The organism is Microbulbifer regidiadema (SeqCode) (assembly GCF_052466995.1).
Window position 1 is genome coordinate 4774898 of record NZ_CP174297.1, and the last position, 15103, is coordinate 4790000.

Annotated in this window: 11 protein-coding genes; 9 read left to right on the top strand and 2 right to left on the bottom strand. The window is 54.5% G+C overall.

Going from position 1 to position 15103, the window contains the following annotated elements; translation table 11 throughout:
* Positions 1-53: 53 nt before the first annotated feature.
* On the bottom strand, positions 54-2759 hold the full coding sequence (locus tag ACJJIK_RS20965; protein ID WP_444943751.1) for a discoidin domain-containing protein: 2706 nt from the start codon (positions 2757-2759) through the stop codon (positions 54-56).
* Positions 2760-3304: 545 nt separating this feature from the next.
* Complete coding sequence (locus ACJJIK_RS20970) at positions 3305-5359, bottom strand: family 16 glycosylhydrolase (protein ID WP_444930156.1); 2055 nt, start codon at positions 5357-5359, stop codon at positions 3305-3307.
* Between the two features lie 612 nt (positions 5360-5971).
* Between ACJJIK_RS20970 and ACJJIK_RS20975 the strand changes: the two genes are divergently transcribed.
* The 9 genes from ACJJIK_RS20975 (at position 5972) to alaS (ending at position 15050) form a co-directional block, all read left to right on the top strand.
* Positions 5972-6484 carry a CinA family protein gene (locus ACJJIK_RS20975; RefSeq protein WP_444943752.1) on the top strand — a complete coding sequence of 171 codons (513 nt, stop codon included), beginning with the start codon at positions 5972-5974 and terminating at the stop codon, positions 6482-6484.
* 174 nt (positions 6485-6658) lie between these two features.
* A complete protein-coding gene (gene recA / locus ACJJIK_RS20980; protein WP_444930159.1) occupies positions 6659-7693 on the top strand; it encodes a recombinase RecA in 1035 nt (344 codons plus the stop codon).
* Positions 7694-8179: a regulatory protein RecX gene (locus ACJJIK_RS20985; RefSeq protein ID WP_444943753.1), complete on the top strand. Its 486-nt coding sequence runs from the start codon at positions 7694-7696 to the stop codon at positions 8177-8179.
* A 100-nt stretch (positions 8180-8279) separates the two neighbouring features.
* Entirely contained in the window at positions 8280-9758 is a 1479-nt protein-coding gene (glpK, locus tag ACJJIK_RS20990) for a glycerol kinase GlpK (protein WP_444943754.1), read from the top strand.
* Between the two features lie 47 nt (positions 9759-9805).
* The gene (locus ACJJIK_RS20995; protein ID WP_444943755.1) at positions 9806-10816 is read left to right on the top strand and encodes a class I fructose-bisphosphate aldolase; all 1011 of its coding nucleotides are present in this window, start codon (positions 9806-9808) and stop codon (positions 10814-10816) included.
* A 41-nt stretch (positions 10817-10857) separates the two neighbouring features.
* Positions 10858-11697, top strand: coding sequence for a lysophospholipase (locus ACJJIK_RS21000; RefSeq protein ID WP_444943756.1), 840 nt, complete (start codon positions 10858-10860; stop codon positions 11695-11697).
* Positions 11698-11830: 133 nt separating this feature from the next.
* The gene (locus tag ACJJIK_RS21005) at positions 11831-12016 is read left to right on the top strand and encodes a Trm112 family protein (RefSeq protein WP_108734085.1); all 186 of its coding nucleotides are present in this window, start codon (positions 11831-11833) and stop codon (positions 12014-12016) included.
* Between the two features lie 4 nt (positions 12017-12020).
* Positions 12021-12368, top strand: a complete 348-nt coding sequence (locus ACJJIK_RS21010; RefSeq protein WP_444930164.1) for a histidine triad nucleotide-binding protein — start codon at positions 12021-12023, stop codon at positions 12366-12368.
* Positions 12369-12440: 72 nt separating this feature from the next.
* Positions 12441-15050, top strand: a complete 2610-nt coding sequence (gene alaS / locus ACJJIK_RS21015; RefSeq protein WP_444943757.1) for an alanine--tRNA ligase — start codon at positions 12441-12443, stop codon at positions 15048-15050.
* Positions 15051-15103: the final 53 nt, after the last annotated feature.

Sequence of the window (15103 nt, forward strand, 5' to 3'; positions counted from 1 at the left end):
CGCAATCGAAGGGGGAATAAGGGGCAGCACAGAAAAGTGCTGCCCCACAGGGTTTAGAGAGTAGTGATTTCCCAGATGGAGTAGCCGTACGGGGTATTGCGCTCGGTGCAATCAATCAGCAAGTAGCGGTAGTCGCCCTCTACGCTAATTGCATCGGTGCGTTCACCTGTACCCATTCCGGAAAGTGACTCAATAGTTGTCCAGTTGCTGCCATCGGTACTGCCGAGCAGGGTGTAGGCGGCGGCATTGGCAGTTTCCCAGTCGATCTGAAGGGTGTCGATAGACTGTACAGAGCCCAGGTCATAGGTCAGGCTGACATTGTCGATGCCGTGAACACTCTCCCAGCGGGTGCTGCTGTCTCCGTCGATTGCCAGCCCAGCGCTTTGCAGTTCAGAGGTTGCAGTGATACTTGAAGCCTGGCTGTCACCACCGGTTAAGCCCATTTCCCAGATGGAATAGCCGTAGCTTGTGCTGCGCTCAGTAAAGTACAGGCGCACATATCGATAGCTACCACTCAGGCTGTGCTCATCGGTTCTCTCACCGGCAGTGCCGCCGCTAAAGCTGGCCAGTGTAGACCAGGAGCTGGCGTCATTGCTGCCTTGCACCGTATAGGCCGCTGCGTTGGCAGTTTCCCAGTCGATTGTCAGGGTGTTCAGCGCCTCCGCTTCATCCAGGTCCAGGAGCACCCATACTGAGTCGCTGCCATGAGCGCTCTCCCAGCGAGTGGTGCTGTCGCCATCGGTTGCTTGTGCGATGGATTGGATTTCACTGCTGGCGGTGATGCTGGCCTGTGCGATCAGGTCCCGATTGCCACTATCATTGTTGTCGCCCTCGTCGTCTCCATTGTCGGAGTCATCACCAGAGTTATCGCTGCCTCCGGAGAAATAGATATTGTCAATCTCGATATCGCTGATCTCTCCATCTACGCCCAGTAGTTCGAACAGCTGGAGGACGTTGGACATATCCACTTCGTCACTGAAGTCGCTTACGGGGATAGAAATTTGGTGCCATTGACCATCGCGGCTAAAACCGTAGGGGTCGGCGCCGTTGCTAAATTCAATCCACTTCTGCTCCACATCGTCGATGCTGCCGCTTTTCATACCGATTTTAAAGGTCGTGCTGGAGCTGCTTTTCAGGGCAAAATTGAGTGTGGCGGTATCGTTGTCGAAGGCCGACATATCGTAGTAATAGTCAGCGGTGAAGGCCATGCCGAACCAGCCGGCACCAGCGGAGGTGTAGGATAGGGACTCGGAGCCTTCGTAGGGGGAGGTGGATGTCTCGACCAGAGTTTCACCCCAAATATACAGGTTGCCATCGCTGCCCAGCTCGAAAGTGGAGTCTGCCTCGGTGGTTTCACTGTACAGGGAGAAGGTGCCGCTGGGAGCCGCTTTGGCCACACTCTCACTAAAGTAAATATCGTCAATAGAGAGGCTAAAGGCCTCTGCCGGGGCATCGCCGCGCAGCATAATGGCCTGGCTAATGGTGTTGTAATCCACTCCAAACTTACTCAGGGGAATGCTTACTTCGTGCCACTGCCCATCGCGCTCCAGGCCAAAAGTATCGCCTTCTACGCTCAAGTCTACCCAGGACTCGCCACCGCTGGTACTGTTAATACCAATGCCAATACTCTCTTCACTGGTGGTTTTCATACGGAAGTTTAGGTGACCATTTTGATAGTTCATCAAATTTAGGTCGTAGTACATCCATACACCCATGCCGTACCATTCGCCGGCATCAATTTGGAATTCCAGAGCGTCGCTCTCACTGAGGCTGGACTGGCTTTCCATATTGTTCCAGACGTAAAGTTCGATATCGCTTCCAAACGCCAGGGAGTTGGAAATATCGCTGCTGTCTCCGAATACGCCCAGGTTGCCGCTTTTTGCCGTATCGGCTGCCAGGGAGAGTTCGGTGCTGTAGCTGCTGTCATCGTTGTCGTAGATACGTACGTAATCAACGTACATCTTCGCGGGCATTGGCGCCGTGATCTCGCTGTTGTCATAGATCTGCGGGAAGATGCCACCCACCGCCAGGTTGAGAATTAAAAAGTTATGCTGGCGAAATTCATCGAAGGCGGAATCACTGGTGTCAGTCAGTGCGGCGATTTGGTTGGATTCGTCATCCACCCACATAACAATGCTGTCGGGTGTCCAGGTCATGCCGAAGATATGGTAGTCCTCAGTGAGATCGGAGCTGGAGCCGAAGTCTTCAACAAGGTTTTTGGACTCGCCATAATCCGCCTGTCCGGTATAGTCATCGGACTCGTGCCACCAGTGGAAGGCACCGGAAACTTCAGAGTTGACGACACCGGCTTCGAGGGCTTCAGCCATACCGCCTTCGAGAATATCCAGCTCGCCACAGGCGGGCCAGCCGGCTTGACCGTAGTCGCTGCCCAGTTGCCAGAATGCAGGCCACAGTCCCGCGTCCAAATCGGGCAGTTTGATGCGAGCTTCAATGGTTCCGTATTTGTAGGACAGGCGCCCGAGGGACTTCAATCGAGCTGAGGTAAAGCTGCCGTCACTCTCCTGTATCGCCTGAATAATCAGCTTTCCGTCTTCGACGTAAGCATTGCTGCTATCATCGGTATAGTTTTGTAACTCGTTGTTACCCCAGCCGGAATTGCCGACATCGTAGGTCCAGACGGAAGTGTCGATACTGTCTCCGTCAAAATTATCTTCCCAGACCAGAGTTTTTGAGTTGGCTATTGAGGACACAAAAGTGCCGACAATAGCTGCCGCTATCGCTGATTTTTTAATAGTCATGATTTTCTTTCGTTGTTAATTATTTATAAGAATAAAACGCCTGATAGTAGGTGGTGTGACACATCAAGGACTGTTTGTGAAATTAGTGAAGACTGGATACCTAAATTGTTGCTGGTTGAATTTCACTCGAAATAACAGGCGCTTGTCACGGGCAAAGCCTAGCAAAACGATTGTTCTCCGGGAAAGTGGATTCAGACCTTTTATCGTGCTTGCAGTCCTGCTTGTCGCATCCACTTGAAAAATAATTTTTTGTAATTTTTTTACAAGAAAATAAAAGTCTCTTTGGTTTTTTGCTGGTAAATGTTTTACCCGAAAAGCTTTTCAGGGCTGTTTAAATCGAGGGGTTGTGATGACAGTGTGTATATTTATTGTTTGATGTTTTTAGCTGAAGAATTCCTGAGCAATTAGATGCTGGTAACGCTCGGCTGCCTCTGTAAAAGGTGATATCTGTCGGCAGATCAGGCTAGTTTTGATATTGGTGGCAGAGACTGGCTGGTGTAGTAGAAAAAAGGGCGCAGCCAGCTGGCTGTGCCCTTTTGTATTTTTTAGCCTTTATGGGGACCCCGTGGGCACTGTGCCGGCGGGGGACAGTTTCTATGATGATGGTCGTGCCCGCCACGGTGATGTTTATGCCCTTTGTGGCGAGGGGGGCACTTGCGAGTGTGCGGATGGCAGTGATGGCTATCGTCACCGTCTGAACTTCCGCCGGAGAAATAGATATCGTCAATCTCGATATCGCTGATATCCCCGTCAACGCCCAACAGTTCAAATAGCTGAATAACATTGGACATATCTACCTCGTTACTGAAATCGGTAACGGGGATAGATACTTGGTGCCACTCGCCGTCGCGGGTGAAGCTGTAAGGGTCGGAGCCGCTGGCAAATTCAATCCATTGCTGGCCAATATCGGCAACGCTGCCGCTCTTCATGCCGATTTTAAAAGTCGTGTCTGAAGTGGTCTTCAGAGCGAAATTCAGCATTGCGGAATCATTGTCGAAGGCGGACAGGTCGTAATAGTTGTCGGCAGTAAATGCCATTCCAAACCAGCCGGCACCCGAGGAGTAAAAGGAGAGGGATTCCTCACCTTCAAATGGGGTTTGATTGGCTTCCAGCAGGGTGTTGCCCCAAATATACAGGTTGCCGTCAGTTCCCTGGGTGAAAGTTGAGTTGGCCTCGGTGGTTTCGCTGTAGAGAGAGAAGACACCGGTTGGCGCTGTTTTTTCAACGCTCTCGCTGAAATAGACCTCGTCAATGGCCAGAACAAAGTCTTCAGATGCAGCATCGCCGCGAATCATAAATGCCTGGCTGATAGTGTTGAAGTCTACTCCGAGTTTGCTTAGGGGGATACTGACCTGGTGCCATTCGCCGTCGCGCTCAAAGCCGTAGGTATCGTCGCCATCTACCAGGTCTATCCAGGCATCTCCGCCACCAGTACTGGAAATTCCGATGCCGATAGTCTGGCTGCTGGTGGTTTTCATTTTGAGATTGAGATGGCCGTTTTCATAGTTCATCAGATTCAGGTCATAGTGCATCCAAAAGCCCATACCGAACCATTCACCAGCGGTAATCTCTAACTCCAGTGCTTCGTCACCCTCGGCGGCATCGCTGCTAACAGTTGCAGCCATGCTGTTTTGATTCCAGATATACAGCTCTGTATCGGTGCCAAGCTCCAGCGATTCGGATAGGCTGGCGCTCTCAGAAAATACGCCGATATCGCCATTTTTTGCCGTGTCTTCCGCCAGAGAAATTTCTGTGCTGTAACTGCTGTCGTCGTTGTCGTAGATGCGCACATAGTCCACATACATTTTAGCGGGCATAGGTGCGGTGATTTCGCTATTGGTATAAATTTCCGGGAATACACCACCTACCGCCAAGTTCAGGATCAGGAAGTGGTGCTGGCGGAACTCGTCAAAGGCCGGGTCTTCACTGCCGATGCTGATAATTTCATTGGCTTCGTCGTCGACCCACATGGCGATGCTGTCGGGTGTCCAGGTCATGCCGAAAACATGATAGTCCTCGGTGAGGTCCACACTGGAACCGAAATCGTCAACCAGGTTTTTCGATTGGCCGTAGTCTGCCTGGCCGGTGTAGTCATCGGACTCATGCCACCAGTGAAAAGCACCTGAAACCTCGGAGTTGACGGTGCCGGCGCTGAGCGCCTCGGCCATGCCCGCTTCAAGAATATCCAGCTCGCCACAGGCGGGCCAGCCCACTTGGCCGTAGTCGCCACCGAGCTGCCAGAAGGCGGGCCACAATCCGGCATTTAGGTCGGGCAGTTTTATGCGCGCTTCAATAGTGCCGTATTGATAGGTCATGCGACCTAGGGTTTTTAGACGAGCGGAGGTAAAACTGCCGTCATCATTTTGCAGCGCCTGAATAATAAGGTTGCCATCTTCGATATAGGCATTGGCGCTGTCGTCGGTGTAGGTTTGCAATTCATTGTTACCCCAGCCTGAATTGCCGACATCGTAAGTCCAGACGGACTTATCAATACTGTCGCCATCGAAATTGTCTTCCCATACCAGTGTTTTCGCACCGGCAAGTGAAGACACACAGGCACTGACAATCGCAGCTGCAATCGCTGATTTTTTTAAGTTCATGATTTTGTCTTTCTTTAATTGTTTATAGGGTCGCCAACGTCATTATGTTTTTATATGGCTATACTTTCGCGCCCACTGTTGTTGGTGGGGCTTGGAGGTTTATCTGCTTTTTATTTTGGTACTTATTTTTTACTACAGCAGTAACAGACTAACAAAAAGCCGGCAGCTGCAAAGGGAATGTGCGGCCCCTTTATCGTAGGAGCGGTCCAGCTTGTCGCATATATGAAAATTATTTTATTAAAAAATGAGGCGGACAGCGTGGATAAGAGCCCTTGCACATTTTTTGCCCTTTTATCATTAAGCTATTTCTTGTCTTCTAAACTGTTCGGTTGAAATTATTTGCTGAATTTACACCTCTTTTAAAATTTAAATTCTAATTTTTAGCTGAGATAGTGGGAGAGGTTGGATTTGGTGGTTTGGCGGTATTTTTTATCTTTTGGTGCCGGTGTGATCTTGCTGTAAATCCAGGTTCTAATTTTGTTGAGGGCGGCTGAATTTTCGGCGGAGGCGCTGCTCGTTTAAAATGGGGGGCAGGTCGGCGCTGGTCGACATTCAGAATTGGGGCCCGCTTCCGTAGGGTGGGGCCTGGAGGCGGTTGAATAGGATGAAACAGTGGATCACAGAGAGATAATCGAACTTGCCGGTGAGCTGGGTCGGGAGCTGGAAAAGAGAGCGTGGCGAGTGTCGTCGGCGGAATCTTGTAGTGGCGGTGCGATTGCCGCAGCGATTACGTCTGTTGCGGGTGCCTCTAGTTGGTTCGACGGATCAATTGTGAGCTATGCCAATCGGATCAAGAACAGTGTCCTAGGGGTCGATAGTGGCGATCTGAAGCAGTTTGGTGCGGTGAGCGAGCCGGTTGCACGGCAGATGGCCTGTGGGGTTCTGGCGATGATGGATGCCAATCTCGCCGTTGCCGTCAGCGGTATTGCCGGGCCCGATGGCGGCAGTGCAGAGAAGCCGGTGGGTACTGTTTGGATTGCCTGGGCCCATGCGGAGGGGCAGGAGCCGGTACAGATCGATGCGAAGCGCTTCCTGTTCAGCGGCAATCGGGCGGAGGTGCAAGCGCAGACCGTGATCGAGGCACTCAAGGGGATGCTGGCGATTGTCTATGAGCACCCGGTTTGAGCCTGTCCATCGGGTCAATTTTTCCCCGTTTGCGGCCAGCACTGGCCTCTTTTCCGGCAGTGCTCAACTTAATGTGGAGCTGGTACTCAGCTTGAGGAATTACTGGTTGCCTATACAGTAATCCTTCGTTAAGCTTGCCACCACTCAATACAGCTCAGAAATACGGGAATGGTCATGGATTCCAATAAAGACAAGGCGCTAAAGGCGGCGCTCTCTCAGATTGAACGCCAGTTCGGTAAAGGCACTGTGATGCGCATGGGGGACAAGGAACGCGAGCGTATCCCCGCGATCTCCACCGGCTCCCTCGGCCTGGATGTGGCTCTGGGAATAGGCGGCTTGCCGCGCGGCCGTATTGTTGAAATCTATGGACCGGAATCCTCCGGTAAGACCACCCTTACTTTGCAAGTGATTGCCGAGGCCCAGCGCAACGGCGGCACCTGTGCTTTCGTGGATGCCGAGCACGCCCTCGACCCTATCTACGCAGAAAAATTGGGTGTAAATGTCGATGAGTTGATCGTATCCCAGCCGGATACCGGTGAGCAGGCGCTGGAAGTGGCCGATATGCTGGTGCGCTCCGGTGCCGTTGATGTGCTGGTAGTGGACTCCGTAGCGGCCCTGACCCCGCGCGCTGAGATCGAAGGCGAAATGGGTGACTCCCACGTGGGCTTGCAGGCTCGCCTGATGTCCCAGGCCCTGCGCAAGCTCACGGGTAATATCAAGAACACCAATACCCTGGCGATCTTTATCAACCAGATTCGTATGAAGATCGGTGTTATGTTCGGCAGCCCCGAAACCACCACCGGTGGTAACGCCCTCAAGTTCTACTCCTCTGTACGCCTGGATATCCGTCGTATCGGCTCCGTTAAAGATGGCGATGAGGTGGTGGGCAATGAAACCCGGGTGAAAGTGGTTAAGAACAAGGTCGCCCCTCCATTTAAGCAGACCGAATTCCAGATCATGTATGGTGAAGGCATCAACATGATCGGTGAGATTGTCGATTACGGTGTGAAGATGGGGTTGGTAGATAAGGCCGGCGCTTGGTATAGCTACAAGGGCGATAAGATCGGCCAGGGCAAGGCGAATGCCACTAAGTTCCTGCGCGATAACCCCGCTATTCGCAACGAAATTGAAGGCCAGTTGCGCGCGCAGCTGCTCGGTGATCTGGTCCCGGCCACCTCTGAAGAGGCTGTGGAGTTACCGGAAGAGTAGATGCCGTACACAAAAGCGGATTCCTCCGCTGATTCAGCTCAGGCGCTTTTCGGCGCGGCGCTTGAGCTGTTGACCCGCCGCGAGCACTCCTGCCGTGAACTGAGGCAGAAGCTTGCGGCCAAATTCCCCGGTGCCGATTTCGAAGCCCTCCTTGAGCGTCTACAGGAGCTCAACTACCAATCCGATCAGCGCTTTGCCGAGGTATTTGCCCGCTCCCGTGTCCAGCGGGGGCAGGGGCCTATTCGTATTCGCCAGGAGTTACAGCAGCGCGGTGTGGGCGGTGAGTTGATTACTCGGGCTCTGGAGCAGCTGGAAGTGGACTGGTTTGAGCTGGCCGCAGAAATGCTACAGAGGAAATACCGGGCCTCAATAAGTGCTGAGCTCCCCAGAGATCAGTGGCTGAAGGAGCGGGCGCGGCGTCAGCGATATCTGGCTTATCGGGGATTTCCCGCCGATGCGATTGGCTGGGCGCTGGACGGCGATTAATCGGGCTTATATTCTGACCGGTGTCTGGGGAGCTGGTCTATAGCTTTTGGCCGCTCTTTCAGGCGTAGAAAGGGACCAGAAGAATAAGCGCGAGAACTCTATGATCCTGTCTATTGACCAGGGCACCACCGGTACCACAGCCTTTATTTTCGACAGTAAGGGCCATTTGGTTGGCCGCAGCTACGCCGAAATCCCCAATCATTACCCCCAACCTGGCTGGGTTGAGCAGGATGCGCAAGAGATTTGGTCGGTCACTCTCCGGGTCTGTGCCGCAGCACTTGAGCGCGGCGGTATTTGCGCGTCGGATATCACGGCGGTAGGGATTACCAATCAGCGCGAGACCACCATTCTCTGGGACAGATATACCGGCGAGCCGGTTTTTCCCGCGATAGTGTGGCAGTGTCGGCGCTCTGCCGAGGTGTGCCGTGAGCTGGAGGCGCTCGGCCGGTCTGACTGGTTGCGAGCGCGCAGCGGCCTATTGCTGGATGCCTACTTTTCCGCGAGCAAGCTGACCTGGCTATTCCGCCACAACCCCGACCTGCTGAGCCGAGCCCAGAGGGGGGATCTGTGTTTTGGCACGGTGGATAGCTGGTTGATCTGGAAGCTGAGTGGCGGAAGGGCCCATCTTACCGATCACACCAATGCCAGCCGCACCCTGCTGTATAACCTCAAGAACAAAGCCTGGGATAGGGAGTTACTCGACTTCTTCCAGTGCCCAGAATCTATTCTCCCGCAAATTCTGCCGTCGGCAGGTCACTTTATCGATACAGATCCCCAGGCCTTTCTCGGTATGTCAGCTCCGATTTGCGGTGTCGCGGGAGACCAGCAGGCGGCGCTGTTTGGCCAGGGATGTACCGAGCCCGGCAGTATTAAGAATACCTATGGAACCGGTTGTTTTATGTTGGCTTATGCCGGTGAGGATCGCCCGGAGCTTCCTCAGGGCTTGCTGGCTACAGTGGCCTGCGATGCCCGGGGCAAGCCGGCCTATGCCGTAGAGGGGGCGGTGTTTACGGCGGGCTCCGCCATACAGTGGCTGCGCGATGAAATGGGTATGATTCAGCAGGCGGTGGATACCGAGGTCATCGCTCAGAGTATTCCCGATACCCGGGGTGTTTACCTGGTGCCGGCATTTAGTGGATTGGGGGCGCCACACTGGGACCCATCGGCGCGGGGGACTATCTGCGGCTTGAGTCGCGGCGTTGGCCGAGCCGAGGTGGTGCGCGCAACCTTGGAATCTATCGCTTACCAGAGCGACGAGCTGGCCCGCCTAATGGAGCGAGCCCTGGGTTTACCGATAACGCATATGCGGGTGGACGGGGGTGCTTGCGCCAATAACTTCCTGATGCAGTTCCAGGCGGATATCTCTTCTCTGCGCGTCGAGCGCCCTCAGCAGATTGAGTCCACGGCTATAGGTGCCGCACTGCTGGCGGGTATTGGCAGTGGAACCTGGCAGCCACAGGAGTTGCCGGAGTGTCTACAGGAAATCGAGCGGGATTTTATACCGGCAATGGTCGCAGTAGAGCGGGAGCAATTACTAACTGGCTGGCGTAGGGCGGTGAAAGCCTGTAGGGCTTTTTAGCTGGGGCCGCCCATCCTCTTTGCACAATAACTGAAGGGAGGGGTGAGATGTCACAGATCGATAAGTTGCAGGAAACGGTGGCGGCTTTGGTCGATGGCCAGAGGGGGATCTTGGCGGCCGATGAAAGTAGCGGCACTATCGCCAAGCGCTTTGCCACTATCGGGGTTGATTCCACCGAGAAGAGTCGGCGCGACTATCGCGCCGCGCTGCTGTCTTGCAAGGGCTTGGGTGAGTGTATTAGCGGCGTTATTTTGTTCGAGGAAACTCTGGGGCAAAAGGATATTGAGGGGCGCCCTCTGCCTGAAGTGGCCGCAGCTCAGGGCATACTGCCGGGCATTAAAGTGGACAAGGGCAAGGGACCCTTACCGGGAGCCCCGGGAGATATGATTACCTATGGGCTGGACGGCTTGTCCGAGCGCTTGCGGCAGTACAAGGTACAGGGGGCGCGCTTTGCCAAGTGGCGCGAGGTCTACGCTATCGGCCACCACAACCCCACGGGCCTCGGGCTTAGCGCAAATGCGGAGATGCTGGCCCGCTACGCGGCCGTGTGTCAGGCCGAGGGGGTGGTACCTATTGTGGAGCCCGAAGTGTTGATGGATGGCGAGCACGATATTGAACGCAGTGCGGCGGTGAACGAGCGGGTTTGGCACTCTGTATTTCACGCTCTTCACCAGCACGGGGTAATACTGGAATTGATGTTACTTAAGCCGAGCATGGTGACCCCGGGGGCGAAAGCGGAGTCGGCTGACCCCGGGCAGGTGGCGGAATATACCCTGCGCAGTTTGCGCCGAACCGTGCCAGCGGCAGTACCGGGGATTAACTTTCTCTCTGGGGGGCAGGGGCCGGAAGAGGCCACCGCCAACCTCAATGCCATGAACCAGCGGGGGGCTGAGCCCTGGCAGTTGAGCTTTTCTTATGGGCGCGCGCTTCAGGAGCCGGCGCTCGCCGCTTGGCAGGGGCGCCCAGAAAACGTTGCGGCAGCGCAGGAAGCGTTGCTCAAGCGTTCTCGAATGAATCATTTGGCAATGTTGGGTAGGTATCGCGAAGCTCTGGAGTAGCCCGCGAAATAAGAATTAATAGGGAAATTAAGGAAGTTGAAATGGAATTTGTCACAAAGGGGGTGACACTGCACTACCGGTGTTGGTGGGTTGATGGGGCGCTGGGTGTCGTGGTTATTTCACACGGATTGGGAGAGCACAGTGGGCGCTATAGCGAGCTGGCGGGGGATCTGAATCGGGCTGGATACAGTGTCTATGCACTGGATCATTATGGCCATGGACTGTCGGAGGGGCGGTGCGGCCATATTGAGGATTTTGCGCTTTACAGCGAGGACCTCAACCAATTCATCGCCCTGGTAAAAAGTGTAAACCCCGGGCTTAGTTTGCACCTTCTCGGGCACAGTATGGGGGCGGTTATCGCCTGTGGCTGTGTGATCCGCTACGGCTCGGTCGATAGCTTAAGCCTCTCTGCGCCGGGGTTTCGCGCTAAAAATGAGCCGAAAGGGTTTTTGTTGTGGCTGGCGTTACTGTTTGCTCGCGGGTTTCCGCGGTTGCTTCTCTCCAGCCGGATAAATAGCCGCTGGCTATCCCGGGACCCGGAGGTCGTCAGGCGCTATGGCGAGGATAAATTAGTGCATGGCAGCATATCCCTATGCTGGTTCGAGGCTTTTATCCGTGAGCGGACCTTTCTCTCGGAGCGGCTGGGTAGGCTATCTGTACCCTGTCTGCTGCTATTGCCGGAGTCGGATAAAATTGTCGATGTAGAGCTGAGCCGCAAATGGTTTGAGCGGCTGGGTTCAAAAAACAAACAGCTACACTGTTTCCCGAAATCCTACCACGAGGTATTTAACGAGGTGGAGGAGGGGCGCCTGGCTCGGGAGTTGTTAATCGGTCATCTCAACGCTGTAGTTGCAGGCCGCACCGCTGTCACGCAAGGGTAAAAAAGCGTAAAACCCCAAAATAGCGCAACATAAGCGAGAGTGAATACCGTGTAAAAGCGTATGAAGCATTGTATGATACGCGGTCATTTTTGCCCCTCGGAAGTACTGCCGGGGGAAAATAGTGGGGTAGAACATGGATAAAAAGTTGCTGAGCCTATTGGTGTGCCCGGTGAGTAAAGCACCGCTCGAATACCGGGAGGACACTCAGGAGTTGGTCTGTAAGGCCAGCGGCCTGGCCTACCCTGTACGGGATGGCATACCGGTAATGCTGGAGTCTGAAGCGCGGCAGCTGACAGCCGAGGAAAAGCTGGAAAAATAAACCTATGGGTGAACCCAGCGTTTTCAGTCAAATTATCTCGGGAGATATTCCTACCGAGATGATCTACGAGGATGACCAATGTGTCGTTATTGAGGATCGCGCGCCACAAGCGCCGACCCATCTCCTCATTATCCCACGCAAACCCCTAGTGAATTTATCCGATGCTCAGGTTGAGGATAAATCCCTGCTCGGCCACCTGATGTGGGTTGCGGCAGAACTGGGGCGCAAGCTGGGACTCGAAGGCTATCGACTGGTGGTTAATAATGGTCGAAGCGCAGGTCAAACTGTATTTCACCTGCACGTCCACCTGCTGGCTCAAAAAAGAATGCCCGAGCAGGGACTCGCACAATAGTGGGCTAGAAGTGACACCGAGTCACGGAGGCCAACCAAATAAAACTCAACTAACGAAGTGGAATTACGCCGGATGAAAAGCGCACAAATTCGCGACGCCTTTCTGAATTATTTTGCTGAGCAGGGCCATACGGTTGTGCCCTCAAGCTCCCTGGTTCCGGGCAACGACCCGACGCTGCTATTCACCAATGCCGGCATGGTGCAGTTTAAGGACACCTTTCTGGGGCAGGAAAAGCGTTCCTACAATCGCGCCACCAGCTCGCAGCGCTGTGTGCGTGCCGGGGGCAAACATAACGACCTCGAAAATGTCGGTTATACCGCACGCCACCACACGTTTTTTGAGATGCTCGGCAACTTTAGCTTCGGCGATTATTTCAAGCGCGAAGCGATTCGTTTTGCCTGGGAGTTCCTGACTAAGGTATTGAACCTGCCGGAGGAGCGCCTCTGGGTAACCGTACATATCAGCGATGATGAAGCGGCTGATATTTGGTTGAAAGAGATGGGGGTGAGTGCCGAGCGCTTCTCCCGCCTCGACGAGGATAACTTCTGGCAGATGGGCGACACCGGTCCCTGCGGTCCCAGTTCTGAAATTTTCTATGACCACGGTGCCGATGTGCCCGGCGGTCCCCCCGGTTCCGATAACGACGATCTCGATCGCTATATCGAGATCTGGAACCTGGTATTTATGCAATATGAGCGCACCGCTGATGGCGAGTTGCACCCGCTGCCCAAGCCGTCAGTGGATACCGGTATGGGCCTGGAGCGCATCGCCGCTGTAATGCAGGGTGTGCATTCCAACTATGAAATTGACCTGTTTCAAGCGCTGCTGAAAGCGGCCGGGGAAGTGGTTGGCTGTAGCAATCTGGAAGAGAAGTCCCTGCGGGTGATCGCCGATCACATCCGCTCCTGCTCATTCCTGATTGCCGATGGTGTAATGCCCTCCAATGAGGGGCGCGGATTTGTACTGCGCCGTATTATTCGCCGCGCCGTGCGCCACGGACACAAGCTTGGACACAAAGAGATCTTCTTCTACAAACTGGTAGAAGCGCTTGCAGAGCAGATGGGAGATGCCTACCCGGAGCTGCGTGAAAAGCAGCAGTTAATTGAGAGCGCGCTGCGCAAAGAGGAAGAGCAGTTTGCCAAGACCCTGGATAAGGGCATGGCGCTGCTGGAAGATGCCCTGAGCTCTCTTGAGGGTAGTGAAATCCCCGGTGAGTTGGTCTTCACTCTGCACGACACCTATGGCTTCCCTACAGACCTGACCCAGGATATCGCCCGTGAGCGCGGCCTGTCCCTGGATATGGATGGCTATGAGGCCGCTATGGAGGCCCAGCGCCAGAGAGCCCGCGCTGCCGGTAAGTTTAAACAGGACTATACCGATGTCCTCGAATTGGATGGCGCCACTGAGTTTCTCGGTTACAGCGCGACTGCGGCAAGCGGCAAAGTCTTGGCCATTGTTAAAGATGGCGAACAGGTTGAACGCCTGGAAGAAGGGGAAGAGGGCGCGATTGTGCTGGACCAGACCCCCTTCTACGCAGAGTCCGGCGGCCAGGTGGGCGATAGCGGTTATTTGAGTGCCGCCGATGCCCGCTTTGAAGTGCGCGACTGCACCAAGCAGGGCGCGCATCACTTGCACAGTGGTAAGGCGCTAAAAGGCGCTATTGCCGTCGGTGAAACCCTTGAGGCCACCGTGTCTGCTGATGTTCGCCAGTCCACCGCGCTGAACCACTCCGCAACGCACTTATTGCACGCGGCCTTGCGCAAGGTGTTGGGTGAGCATGTGACCCAGAAGGGTTCCCTGGTGGACTCCGAGCGCCTGCGCTTTGATTTCTCCCACCCCGAAGCGGTGACGGCAAAACAATTGCATGCGATTGAATCCCTGGTGAACGGCCAAATTCGCGCAAATACCCCAGTTGAAACACGCGAAACCGATATCGAGTCGGCAAAAGCCATGGGCGCTATGGCCCTATTTGGCGAGAAGTACGGCGATACTGTTCGCGTACTCTCAATGGGTGAAGCCGACGACAGGGCTTTCTCTGTGGAGCTGTGTGGCGGCACCCACGTTAAGCGCACCGGGGATATCGGCTTGCTCCGTATTGTTGGTGAGAGCGGTATCGCTTCCGGTCAGCGCCGTATCGAAGCGGTAACAGGTGCCCACGCAATGTCTCTGTTCGATCAGGCCCAGCATCGCCTGGAACATGTGGCCACTTTGCTTAAGGCGCGCCCGGACACTTTGGCGGATAAGGTCGAGCAGCTTTTGCTCAATAACCGCAAGCTGGAGAAAGAGATCGCCCAGCTCAAAACCAAGTTGGCCAGCGGTGCCGGCGGAGACCTCTCCGCTCAGGCCATTGATTTGGCCGGCTTTAAGGTGCTGGCAACCTCCATTGATGGCGCTGACGCCAAGTCTCTGCGCGATCTGGCGGATCAAATGAAGAACAAACTCGGCAGCGGCGTGGTATTGCTGGCGGCTCCGGGAGATGAAAAAGTCGCCCTGGTAGCGGCGGTGACCCAGGACCTGACTGACCGCCTTTCTGCCGGTGACCTTATGCGTTTTGCTGCCGGCAAACTGGGCGGTAAAGGCGGCGGTCGAAAGGATATGGCTCAGGGCGGGGGAACCGATGTATCTGAACTCCCCAATATGTTGAAAGAGGTGCCAAGCTGGATCGAACAATCCTTAGGCTAGTTAAGTTTTGTCAAATTAGCGGCCTAAACAGGTAGTCGAGTTGATTTCGCTGA

Bases quoted from the DNA above. Each gene is read 5' to 3' on its own strand.
- ACJJIK_RS20965 (WP_444943751.1), bottom strand. From the start codon at position 2,759: ATGACTATTAAAAAATCAGCGATAGCGGCAGCTATTGTCGGCACTTTT.
- ACJJIK_RS20970 (WP_444930156.1), bottom strand. From the start codon at position 5,359: ATGAACTTAAAAAAATCAGCGATTGCAGCTGCGATTGTCAGTGCCTGT.
- recA (WP_444930159.1), top strand. From the start codon at position 6,659: ATGGATTCCAATAAAGACAAGGCGCTAAAGGCGGCGCTCTCTCAGATT.
- ACJJIK_RS20985 (WP_444943753.1), top strand. From the start codon at position 7,694: ATGCCGTACACAAAAGCGGATTCCTCCGCTGATTCAGCTCAGGCGCTT.
- glpK (WP_444943754.1), top strand. From the start codon at position 8,280: ATGATCCTGTCTATTGACCAGGGCACCACCGGTACCACAGCCTTTATT.
- ACJJIK_RS20995 (WP_444943755.1), top strand. From the start codon at position 9,806: ATGTCACAGATCGATAAGTTGCAGGAAACGGTGGCGGCTTTGGTCGAT.
- ACJJIK_RS21000 (WP_444943756.1), top strand. From the start codon at position 10,858: ATGGAATTTGTCACAAAGGGGGTGACACTGCACTACCGGTGTTGGTGG.
- ACJJIK_RS21005 (WP_108734085.1), top strand. From the start codon at position 11,831: ATGGATAAAAAGTTGCTGAGCCTATTGGTGTGCCCGGTGAGTAAAGCA.
- ACJJIK_RS21010 (WP_444930164.1), top strand. From the start codon at position 12,021: ATGGGTGAACCCAGCGTTTTCAGTCAAATTATCTCGGGAGATATTCCT.
- alaS (WP_444943757.1), top strand. From the start codon at position 12,441: ATGAAAAGCGCACAAATTCGCGACGCCTTTCTGAATTATTTTGCTGAG.